19 protein-coding genes and 2 tRNA genes are annotated in these 25,263 nt (G+C 58.1%); 10 read left to right on the top strand and 11 right to left on the bottom strand.

Annotation, left to right across the window (positions count from 1 at the left end):
- Positions 1-71: 71 nt before the first annotated feature.
- Together DET50_RS11080 and DET50_RS11075 are read right to left on the bottom strand one after the other, a co-directional pair.
- Entirely contained in the window at positions 72-1,430 is a 1,359-nt protein-coding gene (locus tag DET50_RS11080) for an erythromycin esterase family protein (protein ID WP_113862915.1), read from the bottom strand.
- 144 nt (positions 1,431-1,574) lie between these two features.
- A complete protein-coding gene (locus tag DET50_RS11075; protein WP_113862914.1) occupies positions 1,575-2,786 on the bottom strand; it encodes a pilin in 1,212 nt (403 codons plus the stop codon).
- Positions 2,787-3,123: 337 nt separating this feature from the next.
- Between DET50_RS11075 and DET50_RS11070 the strand changes: the two genes are divergently transcribed.
- Together DET50_RS11070 and DET50_RS11065 are read left to right on the top strand one after the other, a co-directional pair.
- Positions 3,124-3,366, top strand: coding sequence for a hypothetical protein (locus DET50_RS11070; RefSeq protein WP_113862913.1), 243 nt, complete (start codon positions 3,124-3,126; stop codon positions 3,364-3,366).
- A gap of 250 nt (positions 3,367-3,616) precedes the next feature.
- On the top strand, positions 3,617-4,492 hold the full coding sequence (locus DET50_RS11065; RefSeq protein WP_113862912.1) for an NAD(P)-dependent oxidoreductase: 876 nt from the start codon (positions 3,617-3,619) through the stop codon (positions 4,490-4,492).
- 195 nt (positions 4,493-4,687) lie between these two features.
- Here DET50_RS11065 and topA read toward each other — a convergent pair whose 3' ends face one another.
- The 3 genes from topA to fadB all read right to left on the bottom strand — a co-directional run bounded on the left by topA (position 4,688) and on the right by fadB (position 10,932).
- The gene (gene topA / locus DET50_RS11060; protein ID WP_113862911.1) at positions 4,688-7,327 is read right to left on the bottom strand and encodes a type I DNA topoisomerase; all 2,640 of its coding nucleotides are present in this window, start codon (positions 7,325-7,327) and stop codon (positions 4,688-4,690) included.
- A gap of 249 nt (positions 7,328-7,576) precedes the next feature.
- Positions 7,577-8,752 carry an acetyl-CoA C-acyltransferase FadA gene (fadA, locus tag DET50_RS11055; protein WP_113862910.1) on the bottom strand — a complete coding sequence of 392 codons (1,176 nt, stop codon included), beginning with the start codon at positions 8,750-8,752 and terminating at the stop codon, positions 7,577-7,579.
- 32 nt (positions 8,753-8,784) lie between these two features.
- Positions 8,785-10,932: a fatty acid oxidation complex subunit alpha FadB gene (fadB, locus tag DET50_RS11050; RefSeq protein ID WP_113862909.1), complete on the bottom strand. Its 2,148-nt coding sequence runs from the start codon at positions 10,930-10,932 to the stop codon at positions 8,785-8,787.
- A gap of 430 nt (positions 10,933-11,362) precedes the next feature.
- Between fadB and DET50_RS11045 the strand changes: the two genes are divergently transcribed.
- Both DET50_RS11045 and DET50_RS11040 read left to right on the top strand, forming a co-directional pair.
- A complete protein-coding gene (locus tag DET50_RS11045; protein ID WP_113862908.1) occupies positions 11,363-12,184 on the top strand; it encodes a hypothetical protein in 822 nt (273 codons plus the stop codon).
- Between the two features lie 150 nt (positions 12,185-12,334).
- Positions 12,335-12,766, top strand: coding sequence for a universal stress protein (locus tag DET50_RS11040; protein ID WP_113862907.1), 432 nt, complete (start codon positions 12,335-12,337; stop codon positions 12,764-12,766).
- Positions 12,767-12,820: 54 nt separating this feature from the next.
- Here DET50_RS11040 and DET50_RS11035 read toward each other — a convergent pair whose 3' ends face one another.
- The 5 genes from DET50_RS11035 to DET50_RS11015 all read right to left on the bottom strand — a co-directional run bounded on the left by DET50_RS11035 (position 12,821) and on the right by DET50_RS11015 (position 17,387).
- Positions 12,821-14,749 (bottom strand): ATP-binding cassette domain-containing protein, encoded by a 1,929-nt coding sequence (locus DET50_RS11035; RefSeq protein ID WP_113862906.1) that lies wholly within the window; start codon positions 14,747-14,749, stop codon positions 12,821-12,823.
- A 2-nt stretch (positions 14,750-14,751) separates the two neighbouring features.
- A complete protein-coding gene (locus tag DET50_RS11030) occupies positions 14,752-15,552 on the bottom strand; it encodes an MOSC domain-containing protein (protein ID WP_113862905.1) in 801 nt (266 codons plus the stop codon).
- A gap of 133 nt (positions 15,553-15,685) precedes the next feature.
- Positions 15,686-15,761: transfer RNA gene (locus tag DET50_RS11025), tRNA-Gly, on the bottom strand.
- Between the two features lie 141 nt (positions 15,762-15,902).
- On the bottom strand, positions 15,903-16,625 hold the full coding sequence (locus DET50_RS11020; protein ID WP_113862972.1) for a murein L,D-transpeptidase catalytic domain family protein: 723 nt from the start codon (positions 16,623-16,625) through the stop codon (positions 15,903-15,905).
- Positions 16,626-16,784: 159 nt separating this feature from the next.
- Positions 16,785-17,387, bottom strand: coding sequence for a DUF924 family protein (locus tag DET50_RS11015; RefSeq protein ID WP_113862904.1), 603 nt, complete (start codon positions 17,385-17,387; stop codon positions 16,785-16,787).
- 91 nt (positions 17,388-17,478) lie between these two features.
- Between DET50_RS11015 and DET50_RS11010 the strand changes: the two genes are divergently transcribed.
- The 3 genes from DET50_RS11010 (at position 17,479) to DET50_RS11000 (ending at position 19,002) form a co-directional block, all read left to right on the top strand.
- A complete protein-coding gene (locus DET50_RS11010; RefSeq protein ID WP_113862903.1) occupies positions 17,479-17,865 on the top strand; it encodes a sirohydrochlorin chelatase in 387 nt (128 codons plus the stop codon).
- A 29-nt stretch (positions 17,866-17,894) separates the two neighbouring features.
- Entirely contained in the window at positions 17,895-18,803 is a 909-nt protein-coding gene (locus DET50_RS11005; RefSeq protein ID WP_113862902.1) for a TIGR01777 family oxidoreductase, read from the top strand.
- Between the two features lie 123 nt (positions 18,804-18,926).
- Positions 18,927-19,002: transfer RNA gene (locus DET50_RS11000), tRNA-Glu, on the top strand.
- A gap of 54 nt (positions 19,003-19,056) precedes the next feature.
- On the opposite strand, the gene ccoM is transcribed toward DET50_RS11000, so the two are convergent.
- Entirely contained in the window at positions 19,057-19,212 is a 156-nt protein-coding gene (gene ccoM / locus DET50_RS19780; protein ID WP_175497248.1) for a cytochrome c oxidase subunit CcoM, read from the bottom strand.
- A 239-nt stretch (positions 19,213-19,451) separates the two neighbouring features.
- Here ccoM and DET50_RS10995 point away from each other — a divergent pair, with 239 nt between their 5' ends.
- From DET50_RS10995 to pta, 3 genes are read left to right on the top strand one after another with little or no spacing between them, the layout of a single operon-like run.
- The gene (locus DET50_RS10995; RefSeq protein WP_113862971.1) at positions 19,452-21,869 is read left to right on the top strand and encodes a bifunctional diguanylate cyclase/phosphodiesterase; all 2,418 of its coding nucleotides are present in this window, start codon (positions 19,452-19,454) and stop codon (positions 21,867-21,869) included.
- 18 nt (positions 21,870-21,887) lie between these two features.
- Positions 21,888-23,099 carry an acetate/propionate family kinase gene (locus tag DET50_RS10990; RefSeq protein WP_113862901.1) on the top strand — a complete coding sequence of 404 codons (1,212 nt, stop codon included), beginning with the start codon at positions 21,888-21,890 and terminating at the stop codon, positions 23,097-23,099.
- A 5-nt stretch (positions 23,100-23,104) separates the two neighbouring features.
- Entirely contained in the window at positions 23,105-25,255 is a 2,151-nt protein-coding gene (gene pta, locus DET50_RS10985) for a phosphate acetyltransferase (RefSeq protein ID WP_113862900.1), read from the top strand.
- Positions 25,256-25,263 lie beyond the last annotated feature (8 nt).

The following is a 25,263-nucleotide window of genomic DNA, read 5'->3' as shown; positions in this document are numbered from 1 at the left end:
AGACTTGCCAGCCGGAACGAGAGAGGCCGCTGATTTCAGCGGCCTCTTTTTTATCTTCACGCTCACCACCTCTACAACCCGAACGGATAGGTATCCGGCACCCCCGGCAACACACCGGTCGCGAACGGCGTAATCGCCCGGGTCTCATCCAGCCAGACATACTCATCGAACTGATCCGGCAGGCAGGCCCGAAAATAATGGCTCTGCCGCTCCGTTTCCGGCCGATAAATCACACCGATGGCCCGCTCCAGAAAGCGCTCCGACAGCGCCTCAAGCACCCTGCCCTGCGACTTCTGAAACGGCAGCAGAAAACCGGGGATTCCGGTCTCGTGGCACACCCGCTCAAAACTGCCCTCCAGCGACGGCCGCACCCGCTTGATTTCCATCGGTGCGTCCCAGTTTGATGCCGCCGCCACAGTACCGTGATCGGTGCCAAATCCGATGGTATATAGGTCTTTGCCAAACCGGGCCCGGCAAAGACGACCGATATTGAACTCGCCCCGTCGGCTCATGTCCGTCGCATCGGAGTCGCCCACATGGCTGTTATGAGCCCAGACCACCGCCTTGCTGCCATCTCCGCAGTGATTCAACAAGGATTCCAGGGTCTCAAACATGTGGGTGTCGCGCAGGTTCCAGGCGCTGTGGGAGCCGTAATACATGGTTCGGTAGTATTCCTCGGCATCCGCCACCAATCGGGCATTCTGCACGGCATCCAGGAAACGGTCGGAATCGTGCTCCGCATATCGGCGATGCCGGCTGAGCAACTCGTTGAGCATGTCGAGGACAGGCTTTTCACAGGTCTGGTAGTGCGGATTGAGCGCCGCTTTGGCGTACGTCGCCGGTTCGCTCTCGAACGGCGCCAGGCACTCATAGCGCTGGCGAGCATGGATCGCGAGGTCCGGGTCCACCTCCTCAAGGTACTCAAGGACCGCGCGGATCGAGCTGTACAGGCTGTATAGGTCCAAGCCATGAAAAGCGACCCGCTCGTGCGCAGGGCGCTCGCTGTTGTACTCATGCAACCAGTCGACAAAGCCGCGCACTTCCTCATTGCGCCACATCCACGTGGGGAAACGGGAAAAGGCAGTCCATTCCGAGGGCGGGTACTCGGCGTGGCGGACGTAATGATCCACCCGCGCCGCGTCCGGCCAGTCTCCTTCAATGGCCACAAAGGAAAAACCTTTCTTCTCGATCAGGGCGCGGGTGATGCGTTCTCGGGCGAGATAAAATTCTGCGGTACCGTGGGAAGCCTCTCCAAGCAGCACCACCCGCGCATCCCCGATACGAGCCAGCAAGTTATCGAGAGGCATGTCGGATACCGAATCGAACGGCTCGGCAAATCCGGCTATTGCCCGTGGGAGATCAGAGCCGGATGCCGATCCGCCCGTACCCGCGGAACCTCCAAAACCGAATGGATCATTACCAATGACCATGGCGAACCCTCCCCACCTGCAGATATCCTCATTACAGTCTAGTACACGGGGAAAAGCTCAGGTCAATTCTGCAAAACACCCCTAACATAATGAAATAAGAAGAAAGAGACCCGTAAGCCCCTTTTTTCCGATTACAGCCTGAGCCTACTGACAATCGGTTGGCAAGTACTGCTCGTTCACATTCTGGCCGTAACAGACCCAGCTGATTTCACCTTCATTGACGGAAGGCTCGAGTACGATGTATTCAGACTCTCCGGCGTCATCCACACCCATCTCAATTCCGATCAGACCTTCCTCATAAACATCAATCGAATAGTTCTGCACGTCGTTAGCCAGAGTCAGCTCCGGGTAACCCAGCTCCTGCATCGTCACCGGCCAGGCCTGGTTGTCATACGCGTAGGATGTTACCCGCTCCTGGACATCCTGAGCCTCGGAGTAGGCAGCCGAATAACGGGCCCTTTCGGTATATTGCTGGTAGGCAGGAATGGCCACCGCTGCCAGCACACCGATCATCGCAACCGTTACCAGCAGAGATGCCGCACCACCGGCACCGCCGCCGACCCGCGGCACAAACATCGACAGCGTCCACGCCCAGAGGCTGCGGCGCGGATGCGTCACTTCCCTGCCCTGCGCAAGTGCCACGGCCGTGGCCATCCGCTTGGTCAGCCAGGGATAATCACCGGTCAGCTCGTTGAAAGACATCCAGAAGCCATTGGTAGCCTGCACCTGATTGACGTAGGCATCCACATTGATGGTCTTCCAGCGGGTATCCCCGGCGGCAATCGCAGCAATCGCGGCCTTGATGTCCTCTTCGGACTGACAACAGGCGACACCATACCGGTCACAGGTATATTCCTCGGCGCGACGCAGGGCCGGGCCAACCACGGGCAATAACGAGCCCGGCATCACAAAAGCGCGCCAGGAAAGGTGCTTGCGGTGAATGTGGCCGAGTTCATGGCCAATGTAGAAATCGATTGCACCGGGCTGATCTTCCAGAGCATCGATCACATCCGTAAAAAGCACCACAAAATGGCGGCCGAGGAACTTCGTGGCCAGTGCGTTAAAGAAGTCGGTACGTAACAGGTAAGCCTCTGGTACTTCCTTGACGCCAATCTTCTGGCAACAGCGGACCAGCCGCTCATACAAATCCGGATATTGCTCCTGGCTGATCCGCACCCCCGAACCTTTCAGGTGGGAGATAAATGCGGAATGCGCAAACAAAAAGAACACGTATCCCAGAAGCAGGTACAACAACACAATCCCGAAGGTACCGACAAACAACGCCAGCCAGATAATCACTGAAAACACGACCGCTATCCTGAGCAGCGGCTTCTCGTTCTTGTAAACCAATTCCATGCTATTCCCTCAATTTAATGACTACAGGGTGACGGGGCACTTCCCGGGCCCGGTTAATCCAACCGGGCGAAAGCACAGGGCAATGCACGAAGTGGTTCAGGAAGGAGGTGTCATTGCGGTGCGTCCGCTCAGTAGGCAAAGGAGTATAGAAACAGCATCAAATCTCTGCCACGGCTGCCTGCCGATTCCACGGAACTGTTGGTCAGAGTGTGACCAGGTTCAATAATACGATGCGCTTTCTCTCGAAAACGCGAGGGAACCGATTAAAAACGAACCAATCAAATTATGGACTGACAAACTATTATTTGTCGGGGCGTGCGCAAAAGGAGGCAATACCATGCGTTACTTAGCTGCACTCTTGTTAACAGTGTTTTTCGCCAGTTCCGCTCTGGCCAGCCAGTGCCCTTCTCTGATGAACCAGATCGACCAACAGCTTCAATCAGCTCAACTGGACAGTGAGACCGAAGCCAACATCAAAGCGCTTCGTGATCAGGGTGAATCCCTGCATAAACAGGGCAAACATGCCGAGTCGGTGAAAGTGCTCCGAGAAGCGATGGAGAAACTCGACGGGATGTCCTGACAATCAAAATCCAGGTAGTGGCAAAGCCGTCCACTGCCTGGTGCTAATCCTGCAACGATATTAGCGATGCCCCCTGCCCTTGTCGTCCATCCATGCCCCGTGGTTCCGAATAATCACCCTAAAGCATTCTGAAGGCTAGCGACTGGTCCCAAAGGAACACAATCTGCGCTATCCTCGCTAAGACCTGTTTCTAAGTTATTTCTCTAGACCAACTCAAACAATCAACAACTTATAGAACTCGGAGACTACTATGACAACCACTGCAACCTTCATCGGACTTGGTGTAATGGGCTACCCGATGGCCGGGCACCTGGCCAAAGCGGGCCTTGATGTCCGGGTCTGGAACCGGACGATGGCCAAGGCCGAGCAATGGGCCGGCGAATACCAGGGAACGGCCTGCAAGACGATTGCGGAAGCCGTTGAAGGCGCAGATTTTGTGATGACCTGCGTGGGTGCGGACAAGGATCTTATCGAGGTGTTCGAGGGTGAGGACGGCATCATCGCCAATGCACCCGAGGGCGCGATCCTGATTGATCACACCACCGCATCGGCGGGCGTGGCCGAGCGGCTGGCGGCAGCTGCGACGAAGCGGAATCAGGCCTTTATCGACGCGCCGGTCTCGGGCGGCCAGCAAGGCGCGGAAAATGGCAAGTTGACGGTGATGTGTGGCGGCCCGGAAGAGGCTTTCGCAAGGGCGAAGCCGGTGATGGACCACTACGGCCGGGCGGTAAACCTGATGGGACCTGCGGGCAGCGGGCAGAAAACCAAGATGGTTAACCAGATCGCCATTGCTGGCCTGGTTCAGGGGCTGTCAGAGGCGCTGCATTTTGCCGAGCAGGCGAACCTGGATGTGGCGAAGGTGGTGGATGTGATCTCCAAGGGCGCGGCGCAGTCCTGGCAGATGGAGAATCGCTCCGGAACGATGATCGAGGGCGAGTTCAACCACGGCTTTGCGGTGGACTGGATGCGGAAGGATCTGGGGATTTGCCTGGAGGAAGCGAACAAGATCAACGCAACGTTGCCGGTGACGGCGCTGGTGGATCAGTTTTATGCGGATGTTCAGGCGATGGGGGGGAGTCGCTGGGATACTTCCTCGTTGATTCAGAGGTTGAGGAAGTTTCGGTGAGGGGCTGGGATGAAAATGGGGTCAGATGAACAAGTTCATCAGACCCCAGAGACAGTAGGGGTCTGAAGAAAGCTTTCTTCTGACCCCGGGGTAGACCTTAAGTTGGGGTCAGATGAACAAGTTCATCAGACCCCTGGGGCTGGCGTAAACTTGGGATCAGATGAACGAGCTCATCAGACCCCTGAGTATGGGACTTTACTTACCCTTCTCCCGCGGCTGCCATTTGCCGTTGACGTACCACGCGGACCAGCCAGTCGCCTTGCCATCCTTTTCCGACATGACGTACTGCTCTTTCGATTTCCGGCTGTAGCGGATCACCGTGGGGTTGCCTTCGGGGTCGGTTTCCGGGGCATCCATGAGGTAATCGTATTTCGGATCGATTTCCTTGCGGTGGGGTTTGATTTCCTTCACCAGCGGCGGGCGGGTTTCCCGGTTCTTGGGGAACTTGCTCGCTGCCAGGAACAGGCCGGAGGCGCCGTCACGGAGCACGTAGGTGTCGTCCACTTTCTGGCACTGCAGCTCGGGCATGGGCACCGGGTCCATCTTGGGGGGTGCCGGCTCGCCGTTCTTGAGCAGTTTCCGGGTATTCTTGCAGTCCGGGTTGGTGCAGCCGAAGTATTTGCCGAAGCGGCCGGTCTTGAGCTGCATCTCGGAGCCGCACTTGTCGCACTCCAGGGTCGGGCCGTCGTAGCCCTTGATGCGGAAGGTGCCCTCCTCGACCTCATAACCTGAGCAGTCGGGGTTGTTACCACACACGTGCAGCTTGCGCTTCTCGTCGATCAGGTAGCTGTCCATGGCGGTGCCACACTTGGGGCAGCGACGCTTCTTGCGCAGCAGGCGGGTTTCGCCCTCACCTTCGACATCCTCGTCGGCGCTGACCACCTCGTCGCCGGGAATCAAGTTGATGGTGGTCTTGCAGCGTTCCTTGGGCGGCAGCGAGTAGCCGGAGCAACCCAGGAACACGCCGGTGCTGGCCACCCGGATCTGCATGTTGCGGCCGCAGGTCGGGCACGGAATGTCGGTTTCCGTGGGCGTGTTGGCACGCATGCCGCCTTCGGTTTTTTCCGCGGATTCCAGCTGTTGCCGGAACCGGGCATAGAAATCATTAAGAACCTGTTTCCAGTCCTCATCGCCCTCGGCGATCTCGTCCAGCTCGTCTTCCATGCGGGCGGTGAAATCAAAATCCATCAGGTTCGGGAAGGACTCAGATAGCCGCTCGGTAACGATCTCACCCATTTTTTCCGCGTAGAACCGGCGGTTCTGCAGGCGTACATAACCCCGATCCTGGATGGTGGAGATGATCGAGGCATAGGTGGACGGACGACCAATGCCCTGCTTTTCCAGCTCCTTGACCAGGCTCGCCTCGGTATAACGCGGGGCCGGCTTGGTGAAATGCTGGCTCGGGTCGAGCTTTTTCAGGTCCAGGGTTTCGTTGACCTGGATATCCGGCAGCGCCACGTCCTCATCTCTCTTGCTGGACTGGGGGGCGGCCTTGAGGAAGCCGTCAAACTTGACGATGCGACCACGGGTGCGCAGTTCGTAACCATCGTTGGCGACCACAATGGAGGTGCTCAGGAACTCGGCATCGGCCATCTGGCAGGCAATGAACTGGCGCCAGATCAGGTCGTAGAGCTTCTCTGCGTCTTTTTCCAGACCGGTAATATCGGACGGACGACGGCTCACCTCGGTGGGGCGAATAGCCTCGTGGGCTTCCTGGGCGCCCTCTTTGCTGCCATAGACCCGGGGCTTCTCGGGCAGGTACTTGTCGCCGAACTGCTTCTTGACGAATTCCCGGCAACTGGCGACCGCGTCCTGACTCAGGTTGGTGGAGTCGGTACGCATGTAGGTGATGAAACCGGCCTCATACAGGCGCTGGGCCAGCATCATGGTTTTCTTGACACTGAAGCCCATGCGGTTGCTCGCCGCCTGCTGCAGCGTCGAGGTAATAAATGGAGCAGACGGGCGTGACCGGGTTGGCTTGTCTTCCCGTTTGGCGACCTTGAAGCTGCCTGCCTTGAGGCGCGCAACGTGCTCGTTGCTCTGGGTTTCATTGACCGGACGGTAGGGCTGGTCGTCATACCGGGTTACTTCGAAGCGCACCGGATCCTTCGCACCTTCCGGAGCCAGATCGGCGTGCAACTGCCAAAACTCTTCAGGGATAAACTTGCGGATTTCCCGCTCCCGCTCCACGATCAGGCGCACAGCCACCGACTGGACCCGCCCGGCAGACAGGCCGCGGGCAATCTTGGCCCATAGCAGCGGCGACACCATGTAACCCACAACCCGGTCCAGGAATCGGCGGGCCTGCTGTGCATTCACCCTGTTCCGGTCCAGATGCCCGGGATCCTCGAACGCCTCCTGGATGGCGCGCTTGGTGATCTCGTTGAACACCACGCGCCGGTATTTATCGGACTCGCCACCAATGGTTTCCTGCAGGTGCCAGGCAATCGCCTCCCCTTCGCGGTCCAAATCCGTTGCCAGATAGATATGGTCGGCGGACTTGGCCAGGCGTTTGAGTTCACTGACCACCTTCTCCTTGCCAGGAAGAATCTCGTAGCGGGCCTGCCAGTCGTGGTCGGGATCCACACCCATGCGGGCCACCAGCTGCTCACGGGCCTTGCGCTTCTTGTGCTCGGCCTTCTCTTCAGGACTCATCTTGCGGGTCAGCGCCGCCTGGCGCGCCCGTTCCTTGGGGTCGGTCTGGGAGCCACTGCCGCTTACCGGCAGGTCCCGGATGTGCCCCACACTGGACTTCACGATGTAGTCGGAGCCCAGGTACTTGTTGATGGTCTTCGCTTTCGCTGGCGACTCGACAATTACGAGACTTTTACCCATATCGGAGATCTGTTTCCTTGGCGACAAATCGGTCAATTATTCAGCAAACCGTAAACTCGCTGTAAAATCAGGCGGCTAGAAAACACGCAGGAGCCGCCATTGTGTATAGGCTCACTGTTTTACAGGGTCAAGATTGGCAAGACAACCCATTCTTTATTTTCTTGGGGGCTTTTTTCTCAACTCACAAACAGCGAGGCCCGGCAGTTGCCGGGCCTCCTGTTCATAGAGCGATCAGTTCCGCAAGCGGAATCAGACGCGCTCCCACACCGTGGCAATGCCCTGACCCAGGCCGATACACATGGTGGAAACACCAAGCTTACCGCCTTTGGCCTGCATGACGTTCAGCAGCGTGGTGGAGATACGGGCACCGGAGCAACCCAGCGGATGGCCCAGGGCAATCGCGCCGCCGTTCAGGTTGACCTTCTCTTCCATTACACCCAGCAGTTTCAGGTCTTTCAGAACCGGCAGGGACTGGCCAGCGAATGCTTCGTTCAGTTCCCAGAAGTCGATATCTTCGACTTTCAGGCCTGCACGCTTCAGCGCCTTCTTGGTAGCCGGAACCGGACCGTAACCCATGATTGCGGGGTCGCAGCCAGCTACGGCCATGCTGCGGATTTTGGCAATCGGGGTCAGGCCCAGAGCTTCTGCCCGCTCGGCGGACATCAGCACCAAGGCAGAAGCGCCATCGGTCAGCTGGGAAGAAGTACCGGCAGTTACGGTACCGTTCTTCGGATCAAACGCCGGGCGCAGCTGAGACAGAGACTCAACGGTGGTTTCCGGGCGAATGGTCTCGTCTTCCTCGATCAGCTTCACAAAGCCGTTCTCGTCGTGACCTTCGATGGGCACGATTTCATTCTTGAAGCGGCCTTCAACGGTCGCTTCATGGGCCAGACGATGGGAACGGGCACCGAACTCATCCTGCTGTTCACGGGTGATACCGTGCATCTTGGCCAGCATTTCCGCTGTCAGCCCCATCATGTTGGAGGCTTTGGCGGAGTACTTGGACGCAGCCGGGTTGTGATCGAAGCCTTCGGTCATGGGCACGTGACCCATGTGCTCGACACCACCAACCATGAACACATCACCGTTGCCGGTCTGGATAGCCTGGGCGGCGGTGTGGATGGCGCTCATGGCGGAACCACACAGACGGTTCACGGTCTGGGCCGCAGACTCGTGCGGGATACGGGTCAGCAGGGAAATCTGCCGCGCCACATTAAAGCCCTGTTCCTTGGTCTGGTTTACACAGCCCCAGATCACATCTTCCACTTCTTTCGGATCGAGCTTCGGGTTGCGCTCAAACAGTGCTTCGATCAGCGCAGCCGACAGGGTCTCGGCACGTACGTTGCGGAAACAGCCGTTTTTGGCACGACCCATCGGAGTCCGCACGCAATCGACGACGACAACGTCTCTCGGATTAAGGCTCATAGATCTTTCTCCGTTCGGAAATCTCGTTAGGGTTAGCCAAAGAACTTCTTGCCAGTCTTGGCCATTTCACGCAGCTTCTCGGTCGGCGCGTAAAGCGGGCCAAGATCTGCATACTTGTCTGCCAGCTCGACGAACTTGTCGACGCCCATGTCGTCGATGTAGCGCAGAGCACCACCACGGAACGGAGGGAAGCCGATACCGTAGATCAGGCCCATGTCTGCATCGGCCGGGTCTTCAACAATGTTGTCTTCCAGACAGCGAACGGTTTCCAGGCACAGAGGAATCATCATGCGAGCGATGATTTCTTCTTCGTCGAAGTCCTTGCTGCCGTTCACCACAGGCTCGATGAGCTTGTAGGTTTCTTCGTCGACAACCTTCTTCGGCTTGCCCTTCTTGTCTTCTTCGTAGCGGTAGAAGCCCTTGTCGTTCTTCTGGCCGTAACGGTCGTTCTCGAACATCACGTCGATGGCGGACTTGAAGTCGGCCTTCATGCGCTCGGGGAAGCCATCTGCCATCACTTCATTGGCGTGCCTGGCGGTGTCCATGCCGACTACGTCGAGCAGATAGGCCGGGCCCATGGGCCAGCCGAACTTCTCCATGACCTTGTCAATCTTCTGGAAATCGGCGCCGTCACGTACCAGCGCGGCAAAACCACCGAAGTACGGGAACAGAACACGGTTGACCAGGAAGCCCGGGCAGTCGTTGACCACGATCGGGGTCTTGCCCATGGCCTTGGCGTAGGCGACGGTAGTCGCAATGGCGCGATCACTGGTCTTCTCGCCACGGATAACCTCAACCAGCGGCATCATGTGCACCGGGTTGAAGAAGTGCATGCCGCAGAAGTTCTCCGGACGCTTCAGGTTCTTGGCCAGAAGGTTGATGGAGATGGTCGAGGTATTGGAGGTCAGGATGGTGTCTTCGCGAACCGCGTCTTCGGTCTCGCGCAGAACTGCATCTTTCACCTTCGGATTCTCAACAACCGCTTCAACAACCAGGTCTACGTTCTTGAAATCACCGTAGTTCAGGGTCGGCGTGATGTTGTTCAGGACATCGCCCATCTTGTCGGCGTTCATCTTGCCCTTGGCAACACGCTTGGACAGCAGCTTCTTGGCCTCATTCAGGCCCAGCTTGATGCCGTCCTGATTGATGTCCTTCATGATGATCGGCGTGCCTTTCAGTGCGGACTGGAATGCCACACCACCACCCATGATACCGGCGCCCAGTACGGCGGCCAGGTTCACATCAGAGGCTTCCTTCTCCCAGGCGCTGGCTTTTTTCTTCAGGGCCTGGTCGTTCAGGAACAGGCCAACCAGGCACGCGGCGACGTTGGTCTTGGCCATCTTGGCGAAGCCCTTGGCCTCCACTTCGATCGCCTTGTCGCGGGTCAGACTGGCATGCTTCTGCATGGTCTTGATGGCTTCCACCGGCGCCGGGTAGTTCTTGCCAGCCTTGCCGGCCACGAACGCCTTGGAAATCTCGAACGCCATCATGCTTTCCATGGCGTTGAGCTTGATCTTGCCCTTCTTCTCTTCCCGGCGAGCCATATGGTCCAGCTTGCCTTCGTTGCACTGGTTGATGATTGCAACAGCGGCGTCGACCAGCTTGTCAGCCTCAACGACCGCATCCACAGCACCGGTCTTCAGAGCGGCATCGGCACGGTTCTCGGTACCACCGGCAATCCACTCAACGGCGTTGTCCACGCCAACCAGGCGGGACAGACGTACGGTGCCGCCAAAGCCCGGGAAGATGCCCAGCTTGACTTCCGGCAGACCTACCTTGGCCTTCGGGGCCATAACTCGGTAGTCGGTTGCCAGACACATTTCAAAACCACCACCCAGCGCGATACCGTTGATGGCGGTAACGGTCGGGACCGGCAGGTCCTCAATCGCGTTGAATACTTCGTTGGCCTTGAGGTTGTTGGCCACGAGGTCTTCCTCGGAACCGGCAAACAGCTCGGTGAACTCGGTGATATCCGCACCGACAATGAAGCTGTCCTTGGAGCTGGTGACTACCAGACCCTTCAGATTCTTCTGGGACTTGAGTGCTTCGGCTGCGGCACCAAGCTCTTCAATGGTGAGACGGTTGAACTTGTTGACTGACTCGCCCTGCAAGTCGAAGTTCAACTGAGCGATCCCGCCTTCGATCTCTTTAACCGTGATGGCTTTACCTTCGTAAATCATCAACTGATCTCCAGTCTGTGTTTGGAACTGCTGACAGCCGCCGGACCTGATCCGTCCCAGCGGCCGCCCGTGCAGCGAGATTTCGGTCACTGCCCGATCTTCCGATCCAAAAATTCATACAGTCGTTTGAATCGTGAGGGCACACGATGAAAAAAAACCGAGCGTTTGTCAATTTGTTTCTTGCTGACGGCGTGCAAAAGTCTCCGCCGGAACGGAGGCACCCCAAGGACAGAACATCTGATTTGTTGTATATCAAGGAGATAACTGCAACCGACTGATAAAAGTGATCCCTGTCACACTGATTTCATAGTAATTGACAATTGCCGTCTCCGTTGCCGGCAAAAGCGCTTGCTTGGTCGGTACAGTTAATTTACCTTCGAAGTGCGACTTTGGTCGACAATAACAACACAGTATTACGGAGAGTCATCCGATGAAAGACGCCCGCCTGCGATTTGTATCCCTTGCTATTGGCCTGATCGCGCTAGCGATTGCGTCCCTGGGAGCGAAAGCCCAGGAGGCATCCGACAGCTTCCTGTCTGATCTGCACAACTTCCGTATCAGCAACTACATGGCGCTGGATGCCTACTATCGCTTCAGCGGAACCGGAGACACTGACACCCTGAATGAAATTGTGGTGGGCATCAACACCGCCAACGACGCCATGAACAACGTCAGCCAGAGTACGGCCGGCGTACTTTCCGGAGATCAGATCGAAGCTCTCAATCAGGAATTTGACAAGTTCAAGGCGCTGATGCGGGACAACATCAACGATGTGCGCAATCGCGGCTATCCGGACCTGCGACTTGTTTCCGACATGGCAAATCAGGCTGTTACCATGAACAATATGGCGACAGAGCTCTACACGGTCGCCCAGGAAAGCAGCCAGACCAAAACTAACGCACGGGTTGAGGCAGCACGGATGGCGGCGGTGAAAATGGCGCAGATGATGGCGAAGTACTCTGTTCGCTCCAACTCTGCAGTTACCCAGACCTTCCAGGGCTCGGATACCGAGACCTCCCTTGACGAACAGGCCCGACAGTTCGACGAACTGCTTGCGACCGTCAGAAACGGCCCGGCCCAGGGGGAACTCAAGACCCTGCTGGACGACATAAGTTCAAAGTGGCAGTTCATCCGTGGCTCCTACATCAACTACAACGAGAATAATGTGGGCTTTGTAATTGATCGTTATTCAAAGGGCATCCTCAACAGCCTGGCAACCACAATCGACCTGCTGCAGAATCCCGCTTCCTGATCGGCCACCGACCTCTGACGGGGTGTAATTCCCCGTCAGAGTTCATTTTTTCCCGCCCCTGTATTGATACCTGTCAGTTTCCCGCTACACTCTTTCGGTTAGATTTGGACTACTATTTCCTATGTAAGCCCGATGCGAAGGAGTGATGCGATGTCCGCCTACAAGAAAATGCTTGTTGCCATTGACCTGACGGAAGAAGCTCCGCAGGTGCTCAACAAGGCAAAAGCGATCAGCAGCGCCCATGGCGCAGAACTGATGCTCGTACACGTTGTTGAACCGGTGGGCTATGCCTATGGCGGCGACATTCCCATGGACCTGACCGAGCTCCAGGATCAGCTCGACAAGGCTGCCAAGGAGCAGCTGGCTAAATATGGGGATGAGTACGGCGTGGCGAAGGAAGACCAGGTCGTTACCGTGGGTCGCCCGGAATCCGAGATCCACCGTCTGGCAAAAGAACAGGACGTGGACCTGGTGATTGTTGGCAGCCATGGCCGCAAAGGCTTCCAGTTGCTGCTCGGCTCCACCGCCAACGGCGTCCTCCACGGCACGGAATGTGATGTTCTGGCGGTGCGTATTCAGTGATCCGGCAGACGTTTGCTACTGATGGGCGGCCGATACGGCCGCCCTCGTTCCAGTTTACTGACCCGCCTGCTCTTCAAGCTCCATCCAACGCTCGATGGTCTGCTCCAGGTTCTGCTCCGCCTCCGTCAGCTTCTGCAGGGTGGCAGCAACTTCCTCGGCAGGTCCGGAGTAGAATTCCGATCCTGAAATGGTTTCCTGCAGCTCTGCCACTTCCTGTTCAAGCGCTTCAATTTTGGCAGGGAGCTGCTCCAGCTCCAGCTTGAGCTTGTAACTGAGCTTGACGGGTTTTGCTTTCGCAGCTGGCTTCGACGCAGCGGCATCGCCCTTCGCGGGCTCTCCCGATTTCGATTGTTTATCCTGCTTGTCCGGCCGGTTGCCACCCTGCTCCGAGGGAAAGCGACCTCCCTGCCGCCGCCAGTCAGAATAACCGCCCACGTATTCCCGAACCCTGCCGGTGCCGTCCAGGAAGATGGTCTCGGTCACCACGTTGTCCAGGAACTCACGGTCGTGACTGATCACGATGACGGTGCCCTTGAACTCGGACAGCTGCTCTTCCAGCAGCTCAAGCGTTTCCACATCCAGGTCGTTCGTGGGCTCATCCAGCACCAGGATGTTGGCCGGCTTGCTGAACAGCTTGGCCAGCAGCAGACGGGCCCGCTCACCGCCGGAGAACACCCGAACAGGCGACCTTGCCCGCTCCGGGGTAAACAGGAACTCCTGAAGGTAACCCAGCACGTGCTTGCTCTGGCCATTGATTTCGATGAATTCCCGCCCCTCGGAGAGGTTATCGAGGGCATTACGCTCGAGATCCAGCTCGCCGCGCAACTGGTCGAAATAAGCCACTTCCAGGTTGGTGCCCAGACGGATAGTCCCATGGCTGGGTTTCAGGTCACCCACCAACAGGCGTACCAGTGTGGTCTTGCCGGTACCGTTTTCACCCACCAGACCAATCTTGTCTCCCCGGAGAATGGTCAGCTCCATATCCCGGATGACCTGGGTGCCATCGGGATAGGCAAATCCGGCGTCTCGGGCTTCCACCACCAGCTTGCCGGAACGATCAGCCGCCTCCACGGCAAAGCTCGCGGTTCCGCCCCGGACCCGGCGCTGACGATGTTCCTCGCGCATGGCCTTCAACGCCCTTACCCGGCCCATATTGCGGGTCCGCCGCGCCTTGATGCCCTGGCGAATCCACGCCTCCTCCTGTTTGAGCCGCTTGTCGAACAGTGCGTTCTGGCGTTCTTCTTCCTCCAGAGCCTTTTCCTTGAGCTCCAGGTAGCGATCGTAGGTAGCCGCGAAGCTGACCAATTTGCCGCGATCCAGCTCAACGATCCGGGTTGCCATGCGGCGGATGAAGGCGCGGTCGTGGCTGACAAACAGCATGGCCCCGCGGAACTGGGACAACGCCTCTTCAAGCCACGCGATGGCGGGCACATCCAGATGGTTCGTCGGCTCATCCAGCAGCAGGATATCCGGCTCGGCCACCAGGGCCCGCGCCAGCAAAACCCTGCGCTGCCAGCCCCCGGAGAGAGTGTTCAGGCGCCGGTCAGGATCAATACCGTATTGGCCGAGAATGGTGGTGACCTTCTGGTCCAGCCGCCAACCGTCCAGGGCCTCGAGACGCTCCTGTACCTTTGTCATCTTTTCCAGGCTGGCCTCGTCCGCCTGCTGCGAAAGCCGGTGAAACTCCGCCAGCAACTCCCCGGTCTCCGGGAACGCTCCGGACACCACATCATAAGCGGTGCGGGTATCGTCGGATGGCAGGTTCTGCGGCAGTACCGCCAGTACCGCACCGTCGTCCAAGCGCACTGTGCCGCCATCCGGCGTGACTTCGCCGCTGACGATCTTCAGCAGGGTGGATTTACCCTCACCATTACGACCCAGAAGACACACACGCTCACCGGACTCGATCACCAGTGAGGCATGATCAAGCAGCGGGTGCATACCATAGGCAAGGGAAATCGAATCCAGAGTTAACAAAGGCACGTTCAGGAATTCTCCGTTTTGATAATACTTACAGGGTCACCGACACGAATGCTGCCGGGCTGGTCATGAATGGCATTCATGCCGAAGATGACGCCCTCGTCGGTACGACGGTACCCTGAGAGTGTGCGAAGCGGCTGGGCTGAAGGGTCTTTCAGGCCCCGGTCCGGATCGACGGTGGTCATGATACAGCGGGAACAGGGCTTTACCAGCCGAAATTGCCGCTCGCCGATCTGTAATTCGCGCCAGTCATCCTCAGCCCAGGGCTCAGCGCCTTCAACCACAATGTTGGGGCGGAATCGGCGCATTGTAACCGCCTGCTCCAACCGACCGTTCAGCTCTTCCAGCGATGCCAGATTCGTGATCAGGAACGGAAAGCCGTCTGCAAATCCGACCCGGCGGTATTCATCGACCCGATCCGCGTCTACCCGGCGGAAGGTTTCATCCGCCATGTAGACAAACCGGAAAGCCTGGCCACAGAAGCGGGAAAGTGCGTCGTTGGCGTCCGACCCACCCAACCGGGCCTTCACCCAGTCACGCCAGACCAGCACAGGAAGTGCCTCATCGGTTGATGAGAGTCTGAAAACGCCCTCGCCCGGGATTTCCACCTGAACATGGCCCTCCGCAAACACGGCCTTGATCCGTGCCAGCTGGGGATAACTGCGCTGGGTGACGAAACGACGCTCCTCATCCACGATCATCCATCGCCGATCCCCCGCCGGCCCGAAATCATCCATATCAAAGGAATCAACCTGGATACCGGCCAGCGACTTCACCGGATAAACATAGAGCGAATGGATTTGCATGCTGCACGCCTCCCGTCCTGAGAAGAATTGGGTATGGCTGCCGAGTATAACCGAGAGGAGGTTCGGGCGCTGCGACTGAGAGGAGCCCTGAAACGAAGAAACCCGGCTTTTTTCAAAGCCGGGTTTCAAAATCTGGAGCGGGAAACGAGATTCGAACTCGCGACCCCAACCTTGGCAAGGTTGTGCTCTACCAACTGAGCTATTCCCGCAGTGCTGAACGGTTGTTGCCGTCAACGGAGGCGTATTCTACGGATCATACTCCGGCCGTCAACCTCTTTTTTCAACTTTTTAACAGTATCGAGAAAATTGCTCAAATCCCACGCAATTCGTTGAATTTTCAGGCAGGGAGATCAGCTCTGCCCTGCCTCGTTACCGGCAGCCGCAGCCATCTGGGTATCGTCGCAGTGTAGAAAGCTGGAACTCTGCAACCATTCCTGGTCCGGATAATACTTGAATACCAGCTGACCGCCCTTGAGATTGTCGACCACCTCTTCAATGACCTGGTTATCCACTGCCGGGCAACCCAGGCTTCGACCGATCCGACCGTATTTATCCACCCAACTGTCACTGACGTAGTCAGCACCATGGATAACGATAGCGCGCTCCCGTGCGTGATCATTGACACCGGGCTCCAGGCCATCCAGACGCAACGAATACCCGTGTTTACCGTAGTAGGATTCGCTGGCGCGGAACAGGCCGATGCTGGACATGTTGCTGCCCTCGACATTGGAGAATGCCGTAGAACGGAAATTCCCGGATTTCCGGCCATGGGCCACGAGATCCCGAAGCACAAGGTCGCCTGTGCGAACGTCGAAGATCCACATACGTTCTTCGCTCGACGGCAGGGAAAAGTCGATCACAGCCAGACGCTCGGGCGTTGCCACGCCACTTCCGATCGCGCACCGGGATGCGTTGAACGCCATGGAGAGTACCTTGGGATCCAGCCTGGGCGCGGACTCGCTCATCCGCTCCAGGAGGCTGTCATCTAGAGTTTCGGACTGGGCAGGCAGGCTCGTTATGGCCAACAGGGGCAAACACAGGGACAAAGCAATACGCCGACTGCGTTTCAGCATCTTCATTCACCGTTACAAAATGAGGGGCGATTCCGGATTGTGTAATAGCCGGATTACCTGAATTTTGGCTCATTCTATCAGGACCAAATGAGAAACCGGTCTGATCGTACGCTTTTTATACAAAACCGTAACAAATGCTGTAAGAACGCAATCGGAATTTTACTGCCCGAAAGACTTTCCCCCTTCGAGATAGTCTTTCTCTTCGGGAGTAGAAGTTCTCCCCAGCGCTCGATTCCTGTGGGGAAACCGCCGGAACCTCCGGATGATGTCCCGGTGCTCTTCCGCCGACTCCAGAAAACTTGCCATGAAATCACCCAGAATACCGCTGGTCGTGGCCACCAGCTGCCCGTAACACTCCACCGAGAGATCCTGGTCCTCCAGGCGCTCTGAGTGCTGCAACGGCATATAGAGGAAAGCGCGCTGAACCGGCACGAGCGCCATATCCAGCCCTTTGTGCATGGACTGGCGGCAAAGTTTGCGCGCCAGGGTGTCCTGCTCGAAGGCCAGCGCCCCGCCCCGGAAGATGTTCCGGGAGAATTGGTCCAGCAGGATAATTTCCGCCAGGGCACCACCCGGCTCGCTGCGCCAGTGGTCGAGACCCTGTTCGGATGCAAAGAGCACCATGGAGAGAAACCGGCGCCGCACCTCCTGATCAAACTTCCGGTCTGACCGGAACCAGCGGTTGCGATGAAAATGGTCCGGAAGCCCCTGCTCGTCGAGCTCTCCGAACCAGAAATCCAGAATCTCTTTCCAATCGAACATTAACCCACACCCTGTTATCTTGGACTTGAGGCAGCGCACAATTGTGCAGGATTACGACGGGTTTCCCCTAACTGATTACCCAGGAGTATGAATGACCAGCAACCACCGCATTGTTCTTTTGGCCCACGGAAGCAGCGACAAACGCTGGTGCGAAACCTTTGAACAGCTGGCCGCACCGACCCTTCAGGCGGTATCGGGCTCCAGAATTGCCTATATGGAGCTGGCCTCACCGTCCCTTGAGGAAACCATTGCCGAAGGCCTTACCGAGAATATCAGCGAGTATACCGTCGTTCCGCTGTTTCTGGCTGCTGGCCGACACCTGAGAAAAGATGTCCCGGCGATGATCGCGGACCTCGAGAAAGACCATGGCGTAAAAATCCATCTTGCGCCACCCATTGGTGAAAACCCGCTACTTGGCCAGGCCATCAAGGACGTTGTTACCCTGCAACTGGAACAGACCGGGAGCGCTGCACCCTGATCAGGGAGCGCCGAGGGAGGCACAAGGTTATGGCAAAACGGATTCTCATCACTGGCGGTACCGGTTTCATCGGTAAAGAACTCTGCCCCCGCCTACTGCAACGCGGGGATCAGCTCTCGGTATACAGCCGGCAACCTCCGGAAGACGTCAAGGCGATCTGCGGTCGGGTCGAGGCTGTCAGCGATCTCGACTCGCTTCGCTCCGGGCCGGGTTTTGATGCGGTAATCAACCTGGCCGGGGAAGGCATTGCTGACAAGCGCTGGTCCGCCAGCCGCAAACAGGCCCTGAGGGATAGCCGGATCCGGCTGACCGAACAGCTTGTAAATGTGATCAGAACCTGGGAGAAGCCGCCGGAAGTCATGGTCTCCGGCTCCGCGGTCGGTTTCTACGGGGACCAGGGCACTGCGCCTGTCACCGAAGACACTGCTCCCCACGATGAATTCACCCACCGGCTTTGTAACGACTGGGAAAAAGCCGCCGTGGTTCTCGCTGGCGACAACACCCGCGTTTGCCTGTCCCGGACCGGAGTGGTCGCCGGCCCGGGCGGCGGGTTCCTGCAAAGAATGCTTCTGCCCTTCAAACTTGGAGTCGGCGGCCGATTGGGAAGTGGCGAGCAATACATGCCCTGGGTGCATCGGGCGGATGTGGTGAACGCGCTGGTCTGGATGGTTGACACAGAAACCGCGCAAGGACCTTATAACGTGGTCAGCCCGAACCCGGTTACCAATGCCGAATTCACCAGGACCCTGGGCAGGGTTTTGCATCGGCCCACCCTGTTTCCCGCACCCGGGGCAGCTCTGAAGCTTGCGCTGGGGGAAATGTCACGGCTGTTACTGACCGGGCAGAACGCCAGGCCGGCAAGACTTCTGGAGGAGGGGTTCGAATTTCGCTTCGAGGAGCTGGAGCCGGCCCTGAAGGACTCGGTCGGGAAGCACTAGCGACAATGAACTTCAGGCGCCCGTCGGACGCCCGAAATTTTTTTGAGAAAAAGCGTTGACACTGCCCCGAGGCTTACTTAATATACGCGCCACCTCGACGAGGCAAGCTTTTGAAAACGTTGCGTCCCCTTCGTCTAGTGGCCTAGGACTCCGCCCTTTCACGGCGGCAACAGGGGTTCGAACCCCCTAGGGGACGCCAATTTTTCCTTGCCCGGGATGAGTCAGCTTCCCTGCTGACCATGATCCCGAATCGTCAGACCGGCTTTCCGCCATGCTTGCCCTGATGCTTTTTACCTTGGTGGCCGTGTTGCTTCTGGTCTTTCATGACGAAGACGCCAACACCCACGAAAAAGCCCACCATCAGAAGTACCGTTACAATTCCTGCGATTACCACGGCGTCCATATACATAGCTGCTCTCCTTCACTTATCAAACTTGATTAAGCTCAGGTTACGCCGGCCCTGAATGCAGGGTATTGACCCAGGTCAAACCATCCTTTCGCGTACAGATACGCAAAAACACCAATCCGTCACACAATTCTCTCCAGTTTTCCTGCATTTGCAGGGATTTTGCCAAAGACAACTGCTATATTCGGGATGTGGCCAAGGCTCCGGTTTCCTCTCCCCCGCAGGGTGGCTGTATTCACGACATGCCGAATTTGTCGAAGCATTTCCAACGTTTGCGCACAGGCTCTCCCCTGTCATTCAGGCTGCTGGCCTGGATTCTTCTGTTCAGTTCGGTTTTCACCCTGATCGCCTCGGGTGTTCAGCTGTATTCTGACTATCGCAAAGACGTTGGCCTGATCGACCAGCGCCTGAAGGTGATTGAATCCGGTTATGCGTCCAGCCTGGCAAGAAGCCTCTGGGCCCTGGACCAGAAACTGCTGCAAACCCAGATGGAAGGAATCCTCAGCCTGCCCGACATTACCCACCTCAGGCTGCGAATCGAACCGGATTCCGAACTGGTTATGGGCAGTATTCCCCGGGGAGCCGAAACCAAAACCCACAGCTTCACACTGGCGCACGAAGGTGATCAGAGCTTCAGGCTCGGCGAACTGACCGTCACTGCCAACCTGGATCGGGTCTACCGGGAGATGAAACAGAAGATCGGGGTGATCCTGGCTACCCAGTTCCTGAAAACACTGTTTGTCTCCATCCTCATCCTCTTGATAATCCGCCACCTGGTCACCCGGCATCTGTCAGACATGGCCAGCTACGCCCGTGATTTTTCCCTGGAGAATCTGTCCCAACCCCTCACCCTGGACCGTCCGGATTCAATGGCCCACCGCAGGGACGAGCTCGGGCAGGTGGTTGACGCCATCAACCAGATGCGGGAACGCCTCAACACCGACATCGCCCGACAGAAACGGGACGCCGCCGAGATCCGGAAATTCTCCAAAGCCATCGAGCAAAGCCCCTCCTCGGTGCTGATCTGCGACCGCCAGTGGCATATTGAGTACGTGAACCAGAAATTCACCCAGCTCACCGGTTTCGATCCCAAATCCATTCTCGGAAAACATCCCGCTGAACTCGGCGATGAGGGCGTGCAGAACCGGGAGCGACAGAACCTGTGGCACTCCATCCGCCTGCAAGTGCAGCGCGTTGGGGTCTGGCAGGGTGAGGTTAATAGTATCCGCAAGAGCGGTGAGCGCTTCTGGGAGCAGTTGGTGGTGACGCCCATCAAGGACAACGATGGCGAGATTACCGGCTACCTGATCCTCGGCGAGGACGTCAGTATCCGGAAGCGTTATGAGCAACAACTGCTCCGGCAGGCCAATTACGACATTCTGACGGGGCTGCCCAACCGGATGCTGGCACTGGATCGCCTCAAACTTGCCCTGGCCCAGGCCCGCCGCGAGAACACCCTGGTGGGGGTCATGTTCCTGGACCTGGATAACTTCAAGCACATCAACGATACCCTCGGCCACGACGCTGGCGACAATCTCCTGATAGAGGCGGCCCGGCGCATCTCCAGTTGCCTGCGCGGCACTAGCACTGTCGCCCGCCTCGGGGGCGATGAATTTCTGGTCGTCCTGCCGGGGCTGCCCGGCCCGAACGCTTGCTCCCAGGTCGCAGAGCGGATATTGAAGACCTTTTCGCCGCCATTTACTCTGAATGCCCAGGAGGTCTTTGTAACCACCAGTATCGGCATCGCCATATTCCCGACCGATTCGGATAACAGTGGCACCCTGCTCCAGCACGCGGATGCGGCCATGTATGAGGCCAAGCACAATGGCAAGAGCTCCTACGCCCACTTCTCGCCTGAAATGAGCGAAGTGTCCCATGAACGGCTCCAGATGGAATCGTTGATGCGCCGGGCCCTGGAACTCAATGAATTCGAACTGCACTACCAGCCGATCGTGCACACCGAAACCGGCAAGCTCCAGGCAGCGGAAGCCCTTCTGCGCTGGAACAATCCCACTCTCGGTCTGGTCATGCCGGACCGTTTCATCCCGCTTGCCGAGGAAACCGGGCTGATCACGCCGGTTGGCGAATGGGTTCTCCAGGAGGCCTGCCGCACCGCAGTCGGTTGGGGCAGGACCACCGGCCGGGGTATCGGGATTTCCGTCAATGTATCACCTCGTCAGTTCCGTGACCCCGGGTTCATGGATACCGTGATGGGCGCCCTGCGCAGCAGTGGCCTCAAGCCGGAACTGCTGGAATTGGAGATTACCGAGCGGCTGCTTCTGGACAATTCTATTGAAACAGCAACCATCCTGTATCAACTGGATCAGGCCGGAGTAAGGCTGTCGGTCGATGACTTCGGAACCGGCTACTCTGCCCTGAGCTATCTCAAAAGCTATCCCTTCGACGTCCTCAAGATCGACAAATCTTTCGTCAATGACGTCAACAAGGAACCGGAGGATGCCTCCCTTGTCCGTGCCATTATCAACATGGCCCACAGTCTCGGCCTCAAGGTCATTGCCGAAGGCGTGGAGGACGAGGGCCAGGCGGATTTCCTACGGCAGGAACATTGTGACTATTCCCAGGGTTACTATTACAGTCGGCCGCAAACCGGCAAGGATTTTGAAGGCTGGCTCAAAAGCAATCACCGGATACCGGTCTGAACAAACGGGAAACGGGTTATGGATAACAAGATACTGGTGATCAATTGCGGCAGCTCCACTCTCAAGCTTGCCCTCTTTGACAACCAGAGCCTGAACTGCACGGCAACGGGACTGGCAGAGCGCCTGAACCACGACGACGCCGTGGCCCGGATCGGAGAAATCGAAGGCGACATCCCATTACCGGCAGGGGCGACTCATCGCCAGGCTCTGGAGGCGATGACAACGGCGCTGGCGGACTCAGGATTGCTGGCGGGAGCGCCTGTCGCCATCGGTCACCGGGTCGTTCATGGCGGCGAGAACTTCCGGGAGGCCGCCCTGGTAGACGATGAGGTCCTCGGGGCCATTGATGCCTGTGCCAGCCTGGCACCACTGCACAATCCGGTTAACCTTTCCGGGATCGAGAGCACCCGAAGCCTGTTTCCCGACGTCACCAACGTGGCCGTTTTCGATACCGCGTATCATCAGACGTTACCGCCCAAGGCCTACCTGTACGCAGTTCCCCATTCCTATTACCGGGACTGGGGAGTGCGCCGCTACGGCTTCCACGGCATCAGCCACAGTTACATGCTGACCGAGGCAGCCAGACGCCTGGGTAAAACCCCGGCCACAACGTCCATCATCTCCGCCCATCTGGGCAACGGCTGCAGCATCGCGGCCATACGCGATGGCCTCAGCGCCGACACCAGCATGGGGCTCACGCCCCTGGAAGGCCTGGTCATGGGCAGTCGCAGTGGCGATATTGACCCCGGACTGTTCGATTACCTGAAATCCAAGGGCATCGCCCAGGATGAGCTGCACCGTGTGCTGAACCATGAAAGCGGCCTGCTAGGGCTGTCCGGCCAGACCAATGATATGCGCACACTGTGTGAGCTGGCCGAACACGGCCATGAGCCATCACGGCTTGCGATTGAGGTCTTCTGCTTCCGGCTTGCCCGGTATATCGGGGCAATGATGGCCTCCCTGCGTCATCTGGATGCTCTCGTGTTCACCGGTGGCATTGGCGAGAACAGCGCCCGGGTGCGGCAGCAGACCCTGGATAACCTGCAGCTGCTCGGCTTCGAGCTTGATGACGAATTGAACCGTTACAGCGGCGAATTCAGTGACGGCCATATTGAGGGCCCGGGATCGCGGTTTCCGGTGCTGGTGATTCCCACCAACGAAGAACTGGTGATCGCCCGGGAAGCCGCTCGCCTCGCCCAAGCTGCAAACGGACCCCAAACGCCAGGATAACCGCTATGGCCAAAAGTCTTTTTATCGCACCCACTTCCATGGACGCCGGCCTTACCTCGGTCTGTCTCGGACTGCTCCGGGCACTCGAGCGTGTGGGCGTCAGTGTCGGTTTTTACAAGCCGTTCAGCCAGTCGGTTCACGAGGCCGAGTCTCTGCATAACGCTGGACAAGACTCCTCCGTCGCATTCGTCCGTGATCGCAGCCACCTGGACATACCGGAACCCATCGCACTGAAGAAGGCCCAGCAGCTCCTCAACCGGCACCAGTCCGATCTGCTGATGGAAAACGTGGTTGGTGAATTCCACAAGGTCGCCAGCAAGGTCGATGTGGTGGTCATCGAGGGTCTCGTGCCTGATCGCAGCGAAGCCTACATTGCCCGCCTCAATGTCGAGGTGGCGAGAAACCTGGGCTCCGAAGTTATCCTGGTCAGTACCCCGAAGAATTGCAGTGCTGAAGAACTGGAAGAAGAGCTGGAGTTCTCGAGCCGGCTCTATGCCGACCCAAGTGATCCGGACGTCATTGCCGCCATTCTGAACAAGATTGGCGAACCTGAACACTCAGGGCTGACGCTACACCGGGACAGAGAGCCAACAGCCGGGATCGACTACCAGAAAGAATGCCCGATATTCAGCAAAGGCCGGCTCCGTTTGCTCGCAGAGATTCCTTGGCAGCCGGAACTGTTGGCACCGCGGGTATCCGATATCGTCCGCGAACTGGGTGTACCGGTGCTCAACGAAGGTCACATGGAGAAACGGCGGGTCAAAACGGTATCCGTGTGCGCCCGCACCATCAGCAACATGACCGACACGCTCAAACCCGGGACTCTCATGGTTACCCCCGGCGACCGTGAGGACATCATCGTCACCACCGCACTGGCAGCACTCAACGGGGTTCCACTGGCCGGGCTGATGCTGACCGGAGGCCTGGTGCCGGCGCAGTCTGTCATCGATCTGTGTCGACGGGCACTGGATACCGGCTTGCCGGTACTTGGCTCCGACACCAATACCTACGAAAGCGCCTACATGCTCGCCAACCTGTCATCCGCCATTCCGCTGGATGACCCGGAGCGGATCGAACAGGCCATGGATACCGTTGCCCCCAGAATCGACGCCGATTGGCTGCGGGAGCACCTGCGGGTGGAACGCCAGAGCCGGCTGTCTCCCCCGGCCTTTCGATATCAACTGTCGGAAAGGGCCCGTGCAGCCAACAAGCGCATTGTCCTGCCCGAGGGCAATGAACCGAGGACCATCCAGGCCGCGATCACCTGCCACGAGCGCAAGCTGGCCCGCTGCGTGCTGATCGGAGACAGGAACGAGATCGACAGCGTTGCTGCGACCCTGGGACTCACCCTGCCGGATGACATCGAGCTGATTGAGCCCGCCGTCGTGCGCAGCCAGTACGTGGAGCCGATGGTCAAACTCCGCAAGCACAAGGGACTTACCCCGCAGATGGCCGAAGCCATGCTGGAAGACAACGTCGTACTGGGCACCATGATGGTTGCCCTCGATGAGGCTGACGGCCTGGTCTCCGGTGCCGTGCACACCACCGCCAACACCGTGCGCCCTGCCCTGCAGCTGATCAAGACCCACGATCAGGCTCGTGTGGTTTCCTCGGTGTTCTTCATGCTGTTGCCGGAGCAGGTGGTGGTTTACGGTGATTGCGCCATCAATCCTGACCCGAACGCCGAGGAACTGGCAGATATCGCCATCCAGAGCGCACAATCGGCGGAAGCCTTCGGCATCGAGCCGGTGGTGGCGATGATCAGTTACAGCACCGGTGAATCCGGCACCGGCCATGACGTTGACAAGGTCCGCGAAGCCACCCGGATCGCCCGTGAGCGCAGGCCGGACCTGCTTATCGACGGACCCTTACAATACGATGCCGCAGCCATCGAGAGTGTCGGTCGCAGCAAGGCGCCGGACAGCAAGGTGGCTGGCCGTGCCACGGTGTTTGTGTTCCCGGACCTGAACACCGGCAACACCACCTACAAGGCGGTCCAGCGCAGTGCCAATGTGGTCAGTATCGGCCCGATGTTGCAGGGCCTGCGCAAGCCGGTAAATGATCTTTCCCGCGGGGCTCTGGTGGAAGACATTGTCTTCACCATCGCCCTCACGGCAGTGCAGGCAAAACAGGTGGAGGATGCCGGACTGGCGTGAGCCTGCCC

It is taken from the genome of Marinobacter pelagius, from assembly GCF_003315345.1.
GTDB lineage: Bacteria > Pseudomonadota > Gammaproteobacteria > Pseudomonadales > Oleiphilaceae > Marinobacter > Marinobacter pelagius_A.
This window is presented reverse-complemented; position numbering and strand designations above follow the sequence as displayed.